The organism is Mycolicibacterium houstonense (assembly GCF_900078665.2).
Classification (GTDB): domain Bacteria; phylum Actinomycetota; class Actinomycetes; order Mycobacteriales; family Mycobacteriaceae; genus Mycobacterium; species Mycobacterium houstonense.
Genome location: NZ_LT546214.1, coordinates 1 through 808 on the forward strand (window position 1 = coordinate 1; position 808 = coordinate 808).

Here is an 808-nt window from a genome sequence, read left to right on the forward strand (position 1 = left end):
GAGCCCGACGGCGAACAGCACGCTGCCCGCCGCGACGATCGGTGCGGGCCACGCGGTGCCGGCTACCACCAGCGTCCACCACGGCACCCCGAACAGCAGCACCAGCACCGCTGTCACCACTGCCCTGCGCCGCCACCGGGCGCCGCGTCTGCGGGGCGGATGCGCGGCTTCTTCGACTACTTCGGCCGGGTTGTCGGTCATCGTGCCTCGATCGTGATGTTGGGGTCCGATCATCGACGCTACCGAGTCACCGGACCTGGGCGACGACGAAGACGCGACGGAAGGGGAAGAAGGTGGTCCCGTCAGCGCGCCGAGGGTAGGCCTCGGCCAGCATCGGGATGATGTCCTGGCGGTACCGCTCCCACAGCTCTTCGCTGAGCCGACCCTTCACCTGCGTCAGAGCCGTCCCGGTGATCCAGTCCAATACCGGTGTCTCACCGGATAATTGGTGCACATACGTGGTCTCCCAGGCATCCACGACACACCCCGCATCGGTCAGCAGCCCGGCGTACTGGACGGGCGTATCCACCTGCCCCGCGTCACGCCAGGGCATGTCGCGCAAGGGCTCGACGAACGGCTCGCGGCGGGCCAGCGTGCGCACGGCGTGGTGGGAGGGGGCATCGAAGTTGCCCGGTACCTGGAAGGCCATCCAGGCGCCCGCCGGCAACTGACGCGCCCAGCGCACCAGCAGGTCGCGATGCGACGGCACCCACTGCAACGCCGCGTTGGAGACCACCACGTCGGTATCGGGTTGCGGCTCCCAGTCCTCGATCGCTCCGGCGTGCGCCTCGAGCCCGCGGCCTCGCGC

1 protein-coding gene and 1 pseudogene are annotated in these 808 nt (G+C 69.7%); both read right to left on the reverse strand.

Annotated elements, in window-relative coordinates; all coding sequences use genetic code 11:
* A pseudogene (locus tag BN4332_RS32475) lies at window positions 1–201 on the reverse strand (metallophosphoesterase); the annotation flags it as partial.
* Window positions 202–247: 46 nt separating this feature from the next.
* Window positions 248–808: class I SAM-dependent methyltransferase (locus BN4332_RS32480; protein ID WP_066904472.1), on the reverse strand; the 561-nt coding region annotated here is incomplete at its 5' end.